The 6,409-nt window shown below is 64.6% G+C and carries 9 protein-coding genes; 5 read left to right on the forward strand and 4 right to left on the reverse strand.

What is annotated here, in order from left to right; all coding sequences use genetic code 11:
- The first annotated feature begins 140 nt into the window (after nucleotides 1-140).
- The 4 genes from BUE21_RS12580 to BUE21_RS12590 all read left to right on the forward strand — a co-directional run bounded on the left by BUE21_RS12580 (nucleotide 141) and on the right by BUE21_RS12590 (nucleotide 2,982).
- Nucleotides 141-443, forward strand: coding sequence for a DUF2218 domain-containing protein (locus BUE21_RS12580; RefSeq protein ID WP_073357006.1), 303 nt, complete (start codon nucleotides 141-143; stop codon nucleotides 441-443).
- Nucleotides 444-606: 163 nt separating this feature from the next.
- Nucleotides 607-1,809, forward strand: coding sequence for an MFS transporter (locus BUE21_RS12585; protein WP_073357007.1), 1,203 nt, complete (start codon nucleotides 607-609; stop codon nucleotides 1,807-1,809).
- Nucleotides 1,806-1,931, forward strand: coding sequence for a hypothetical protein (locus tag BUE21_RS15125; protein WP_268767838.1), 126 nt, complete (start codon nucleotides 1,806-1,808; stop codon nucleotides 1,929-1,931). Before BUE21_RS12585 ends, BUE21_RS15125 begins: the two co-directional genes overlap by 4 nt.
- A gap of 34 nt (nucleotides 1,932-1,965) precedes the next feature.
- Nucleotides 1,966-2,982 (forward strand): GlxA family transcriptional regulator, encoded by a 1,017-nt coding sequence (locus BUE21_RS12590; RefSeq protein WP_073357008.1) that lies wholly within the window; start codon nucleotides 1,966-1,968, stop codon nucleotides 2,980-2,982.
- Here BUE21_RS12590 and ruvB read toward each other — a convergent pair.
- From ruvB to BUE21_RS12610, 4 genes are read right to left on the reverse strand one after another with little or no spacing between them, the layout of a single operon-like run.
- Nucleotides 2,940-4,010: a Holliday junction branch migration DNA helicase RuvB gene (gene ruvB, locus BUE21_RS12595; RefSeq protein ID WP_073357009.1), complete on the reverse strand. Its 1,071-nt coding sequence runs from the start codon at nucleotides 4,008-4,010 to the stop codon at nucleotides 2,940-2,942. The two genes, BUE21_RS12590 and ruvB, sit on opposite strands and share 43 nt — an antisense overlap.
- 15 nt (nucleotides 4,011-4,025) lie before the next feature.
- Complete coding sequence (locus BUE21_RS12600) at nucleotides 4,026-4,235, reverse strand: hypothetical protein (protein ID WP_073357010.1); 210 nt, start codon at nucleotides 4,233-4,235, stop codon at nucleotides 4,026-4,028.
- Nucleotides 4,236-4,294: 59 nt separating this feature from the next.
- Entirely contained in the window at nucleotides 4,295-5,164 is an 870-nt protein-coding gene (locus tag BUE21_RS12605; protein WP_234971154.1) for a biotin--[acetyl-CoA-carboxylase] ligase, read from the reverse strand.
- Nucleotides 5,161-5,616, reverse strand: coding sequence for an SET domain-containing protein (locus BUE21_RS12610; RefSeq protein WP_234971155.1), 456 nt, complete (start codon nucleotides 5,614-5,616; stop codon nucleotides 5,161-5,163). The genes BUE21_RS12605 and BUE21_RS12610 overlap by 4 nt, the downstream gene beginning before the upstream one ends.
- 292 nt (nucleotides 5,617-5,908) lie before the next feature.
- On the opposite strand from BUE21_RS12610, the gene BUE21_RS12615 reads away from it, so the two are divergent.
- The coding region (locus tag BUE21_RS12615) for a toprim domain-containing protein (RefSeq protein WP_234971059.1) at nucleotides 5,909-6,409 on the forward strand (501 nt) is incomplete at its 3' end.

Below are 6,409 nucleotides of genomic sequence, written 5' to 3' on the forward strand. Positions count from 1 at the left end.
AAAACGGCACTGGATGTACGGCCAATCGCCAGAACCGATCTCAGGTGGAACAAAAACCGCTACGCTTGTCACCTGCAATTCATTGGAAGCGGCCCATCCAGGGCTGCTTCCAGCACTCCAAAAAATCAGGACACCACACCATGCCGCGTTCCATTGCCACCGTCACCACCGAAAACGCCAGCCGCTACCTGCGGCAATTGTGCAAACACTGGAGCCACCGCTTTGCCGTGGAATACGACCCCGAGGACTTGCGCCAGGGCTTCATCGACTTTGGCGACGGCCGCCGCAAGGTGTGGCTCACAGCCGAAGGCACGCTGCTGACCTTGACTGCCAGCGACGAGCAGGCCGAGGGTCTGCCGGAGCTGGAGGTGATCGTCGCCAAGCACATTCAGCGTTTTGCCTTCAAGGAGGAGCTGGAGTTCGTCTGGAAGCCCGAGTCCTGAATCTGCCTGGCTCGCCGGGTGGCCCAGTGCATGTCGTAAACGGCATGGTTTGTGTCAGATTTGCCGCTTTACGCCTGATCGTGCTTGCCGGATACTGCCGGTCTTCGGTGCCCCGCACTGGCGTTGCCATTTCTTCCCGACCCTGACGATCCAAGGAGCTGCAATGACTTCCATATGGCGCACGAGCTTCTGGCTGATGCTGGGGGCTTCGTTGATTCTGTTTCTCTCGCTGGGGATTCGCCACGGCTTTGGCCTGTTCCTCGCGCCCATGAGCGTCGAGTTCGGCTGGGGGCGGGAGGTGTTCGCCTTCGCCATTGCCTTGCAGAATCTGCTCTGGGGCATGGCCCAGCCTTTTGCGGGCGCGCTGGCCGACCGCCTGGGGGCGAAGCGCGTCATTCTGGCCGGGGCGTTTCTGTACACGCTGGGGCTGGTCATGATGGGCTTTGCCGATTCGCCGCTGACCCTGTCCCTCAGTGCCGGGCTGTTGATCGGCATTGGCCTGTCCGGCACGTCCTTTTCGGTGATTCTGGGCGTGGTGGGACGGGCCGTGCCGCCGCAGAAGCGCAGCATGGCCATGGGCGTGGCCGCTGCCATCGGCTCCTTCGGTCAGTTCGCCATGCTGCCCGGTTCGCTGGGGCTGATCGAATGGCTGGGCTGGTCGGCGGCATTGATTGCACTGGGGCTGGCCGCTGCCTTCATGCTGCCTCTGGCGACTCTGGTGCAGGATCGCCCACTGGTTGCGCAAGGGCCGACGCAGACTTTGGGCGATGCCCTGCGCGAAGCGTGCAGCCATTCCGGCTTCTGGCTGCTGGCACTGGGCTTTTTCGTCTGTGGCTTTCAGGTCGTGTTCATTGGCGTGCATCTGCCTACCTATCTGGTGGATCAACGCCTGCCAGTCATCGTGGGCACGACGGTGCTGGCCCTGGTGGGGCTGTTCAATGTATTTGGCACCTACATTGCCGGCTGGCTGGGTGGGTTCCACTCCAAGCCGCGCCTGCTCAGCGTGCTGTACCTGGCCCGCGCCGTGGTGATTGGCCTGTTCATTGCGTTTCCTGTCAGTGTCTGGACGGCCTATGCGTTTGGCATGGCCATGGGCCTGTTGTGGCTCTCCACCGTGCCGCTGACCAACGGGGCGATTGCCACGATTTTTGGGGTGCGCAACCTCTCCATGCTGGGCGGCATCGTCTTTTTGTTCCACCAGATCGGCTCGTTCCTGGGGGGCTGGCTGGGAGGCTATCTGTTTGACAAGACTGGCACTTACGATCTGGTCTGGCAGATCGCCATTGTGTTGAGCCTGCTGGCCGCCGCCCTGAACTGGCCGATCAAGGAACGCCCGGTGGCACGCCTGCAAGGGGCCGCTGCATGAGGCACCGGGCGGTGTGGATCGCCCTGGCCGGTGGCGCGTTGCTGGCGTGGGTGCTCCTGATCTTCTGGGCCTGGCGGCAGGGTGGGCTGGAGCTGCTGCAACTGGACATGGTGATTTGCTGAGTCGGGGCGCAAGACCTTCACCGGCTTCCTTCCCATGCCCCACGCTGCCATCTTCCTCTATGACGGCTGCTATGCCTCCAGCGCGTGCGGCTTTGCCGATCTTCTGCAAGTGGCCAATGCGCATCTGCGCAGGCAGGGCCACGCTGCCACCGATCTGTACGAGTGGGACTTCGTCTCCTTTGCTGCCACACCCACCACGGCGAGCAATGGCCTGCTGCTCCAGCCCTGCCAGCCCCAGGCCATGCGGGAACGCTATGACCTGGTGTTCGTTCCCGGTTTTCACTACAGCGGCCAGTCGTTGCTGGACGAGATGCTCCAGCGGCTTTCCTCGGCCCTGGCATGGCTGACGGCACAGTGGCAGGCTGGTGCATGGATTGCCGCCAATTGCACCGGTACGTTCATTCTGGCGCAGACCGGGCTGCTCGATGGCAAGGTGGCCACCACGAGCTGGTGGCTGGAGCGGCAGTTCCGCTCCCGGTTTCCGCAGGTGGATCTGCAATTGCACCCGGTACTGACGGAGGCGGACGGGCTGTTGTGTGCGGGTGCATCGGCCTCCTACCTGCTGCAAACCATCCGGGTGATCGAGCGGTTTTCCGGCGCGGCGATTGCCTCGCAGTGTGCCAGGACCACGCTGATCGACGTGAGCCAGAACAGCCAGATTCCCTATCTGCCCCTGTTGGCCGAACGCCCCCATTCCGACCCGCTGGTGCAGCGTGCGCAGGACTGGCTGCAAGCCCATATCGCCAGCGAGTTGCGCATTTCCGACCTGGCCGACACACTGGCCATCAGCGAGCGCACGCTCATTCGTCGCTTTCAGAACGTACACCGGCTTGCGCCCCTGGCCTACCTGCAAGACCTTCGGCTGGAAGCGGCACGGGCCTTGCTGGAGAGCAGTGCGCTGACTGTCGAGCAGATCGCCAGTCAGGTTGGATACGCCAACGCCAGCTCATTCTCCCGGCTGTTTCGCCAGCGCATTGGCATGACGCCGGGAGTGTACCGTGCCCGTTTTCAGAGCAGCGTGCCGTCGCGGGGCAGGGCGGTGTCGGAGTGAGGCAGGCCGAAGTGCCGGTAGGCGGCCTGGGTGGCAATGCGCCCGCGCGGGGTGCGTTGCAGATAGCCCTGTTGAATCAGGTAGGGTTCGATCACGTCCTCGATGGTTTCGCGTTCCTCGCCGATGCTGGCGGCCACGTTGTCCAGCCCGACCGGGCCGCCATCGAAGCGGTGAATCACCGCCTCCAGCAGCTTGCGGTCCATCACGTCAAAGCCGACGGGGTCCACGTCCAGCAGCTTCAGGGCCTGGCGTGCGATCTCCAGGGTGATGCGGCCATCGCCCTTGACATCGGCAAAGTCGCGGATGCGGCGCAGCAGCCGGTTGGCAATGCGCGGCGTGCCGCGTGAGCGCGTGGCCACTTCCAGGCTGGCATCCTCGTCGATGGGCACGTTCAGCAGCCCGGCACTGCGGGTGACGATGCGCGAGAGTTCCTGCGGCGTGTAGAACTCCAGCCGTGCCACGATGCCGAAGCGGTCGCGCAACGGGTTGGTGAGCATGCCGGCACGGGTGGTGGCCCCCACCAGCGTGAAAGGTTGCAGGTCGAGCTTGATGGAGCGTGCCGCCGGGCCTTCGCCGATCATGATGTCGATCTGGTAGTCCTCCAGCGCGGGGTAGAGGATTTCCTCCACCACGGGTGATAGGCGGTGAATCTCGTCGATGAACAGCACGTCGTTGCGCTCCAGATTGGTCAGCAGCGCGGCGAGGTCGCGGGGTTTCTCCAGCACGGGGCCGCTGGTCTGGCGCAGGTTCACGCCCAGTTCGGCGGCAATGATGTGTGACAGCGTGGTCTTGCCCAGCCCCGGCGGGCCGAACAGCAGCACATGGTCGAGGGCTTCGCCGCGTTTGCGCGCCGCGCCGATGAAGATGTCGAGTTGCTCACGCGCCTTGGCCTGCCCCACATATTCGTGCAGGCTCTTGGGGCGCAGGGCGCGTTCCAGGGCTTCCTCGCGGGGAGACGCGCTGCTGGCTCCCACCAGGCGGGGGGAAGGGGCGGGAGTCTGGCTCCATTCGTCGGTCTGAATGCTCATGGTGGCAATCGGGAATCAGGGCGTGGACGTAGCGGCTTCGGGGGCCGGTTCGCTGCGGACAAAGCGAATCCGCTCCGGCTGGAGCGGTTCGCCCGCCGGGGTCTGGCTGGCCTGGGCGGCCACCGCAGCAGGGCGTGGCAGCCCCGCCCACGCCAACCCGTTCTGGGTCCAGGCAAAGTAGCCGATGTTGGCAAGAAGCAGCAGAAGAACGATGGTGCGCAGCATGGTGAGTGGGCAAAAAACAAGAAAAACAATGCAGATGGCAAGGGACAGGCCGTGCAGCATCAGCCGGGGCGCACACTGACCTCACCGCTGGTGATGGCTTCGGTGCCGGTCGCAGTTTGCAGCAGCAGCTCGCCCTGTGCATCCACGCCCAGGGCCAGGCCACTGCGCCCGTCGCTGAGGGTGACATTGCGCCGGGCCAGCAAATCCCACTGCGCATAGCCCTCCTGCCAGGGCACGAAGCCGTATTCGGCAAAGTCACGCAGGGCTGCCAGCAGTGCGGGCACGATCTGTCGCAGCACTTCGGCAGCCGCCACTTCCTGTCCGAGCAAGCCCTGCAAATGGGCGGCGGGCGTGGCAAAACCATCTGCCAGCGAAGGCGGAGGTTCCGCCAGATTCAGGCCGATGCCGATGACGACATGGCGTGCGTTTGGCGCGTGCTGGCCGGGCTGGGGCAGGGTGGTGGTTTCCACCAGAATGCCCGCGAGTTTGCGGCCCTGCCCCTGTGCGTCCAGCGTCCAGACATCGTTGGGCCATTTCAGCCCCAGCCGTTGCGGGCTGGGCGAGGACTGGGCCTGCCGCAGAGCGTGCAGCCGCTCGGCCAGCACCATGCCCACCACCAGCGACAGCCCCGACCATTCGAGGGGCGACAGCGTCAGCCCCAGGCTGAAGGCCAGCGACGTGCGTGCATCGGACTGCCACGATTTGCCCATGCGCCCCTTGCCTGCCGTCTGTGACTGTGCCACCAGCAGCGTCGGGGCCGTATCACCGGCGCGGGCGCGGCGCATCAGCTCGCTGTTGGTGGAATCGATGCTGGGCAGGGCCTGGGCGCGAAAACCCGGCCACAGACCGTCCACGCTCTGGCACAGGGCGGCCAGGCCATAGTCCTGATCGAGGGAGGAGGGGACAGAAGCAGTGTGTGAAGGCATCATGATGGTTTGGATGGCCGGCGGCGCGGGGCCAGCATCGTACCCCGACACTGCGGTGTGCCGCAGAGGCAGGCATAGGCCTGGCGCAGTGCCCTGGTGGGTTTCTCGACAATTTCCAGCGCGTAATCGAAGAACAACTCCTCGCCGGGGGCAATGTCGCGCAGTGCGACGATGACAATGCGCTGGCGATCGTCCTCCTGGGCCTCGCAGTTGGGGGCGCAGGAATGGTTGATCCAGCGCGCGCTGTTGCCGCCAGTGCCCCCATCGATCACCATGCCGCCATCGACCTGAAACAAAAACGTGTGGTGCGGGTCGCCCCCGGACTCGGCATGGCGGCGTTCGGCCTCCTGCCACGCGATCAGCTCGCCCTTGTACGGCAGGATTTCCTCGCCTCTGGCAATCGCCACCTGGGCGAACACACCACGCCCGTGCACCCCGGAACGGCGTACACTCACGCGCCGTGGCGACCGGGTCGCCATTACCGACGATCCCCTGATGACCGAAGCAGCGGAACAAAATGGCCAGATTGTCGGCACATGGGCGAAAACCTCTGATAATCGAAAAGTTGCAAAGGCACAGTGCATTCTATTCACTGTCGCCCGGACACGGCGCAAAACCATCCGTTTTGCCCCTGGTGTCACTGCACCAGCACAGCAGGCAGACAGCCTGCACCTGAAAAAGAAATACCCGCCGCGCCTTGCCCGGATACCGCCTGCGCGGCCCCTCTACCCCACCGACCCTACCCCCATGCCCAAAGCGTTGGTCCTAGCCGAAAAACCCTCCGTCGCACAGGACATCGTGCGCGCGCTCACGCCGGTCAGCGGCGGCTTCGTCAAGCACGAAGAGCACTTTGAGAACGAACACTACCTGGTCACCAGCGCGGTAGGGCATCTGGTGGAAATCCAGGCGCCTGAAGAGTATGACGTCAAGCGCGGCAAATGGAGCTTTGCGCACCTGCCGGTCATCCCGCCGTACTTCGCGCTCAAGCCCGTCGAAAAAACCCGCACCCGCCTCAACGCCATCACCCGCCTGGCCAAACGCGCCGACGTCACCGAACTCATCAACGCCTGCGACGCCGGGCGCGAAGGCGAACTCATCTTCCGCCTCATCGAACAATACGCCGGCCCCGTGCGCGGCGGCCAGCACCAGGGCCTGGGCAAACCCGTGCGCCGCCTCTGGCTCCAGTCCATGACCCCCCAGGCCATCCGCGACGGCTTCCAGCACCTGCGCAGCGACACCCAGATGCAA

The organism is Lampropedia hyalina DSM 16112, assembly GCF_900129055.1.
GTDB lineage: Bacteria > Pseudomonadota > Gammaproteobacteria > Burkholderiales > Burkholderiaceae_C > Lampropedia > Lampropedia hyalina.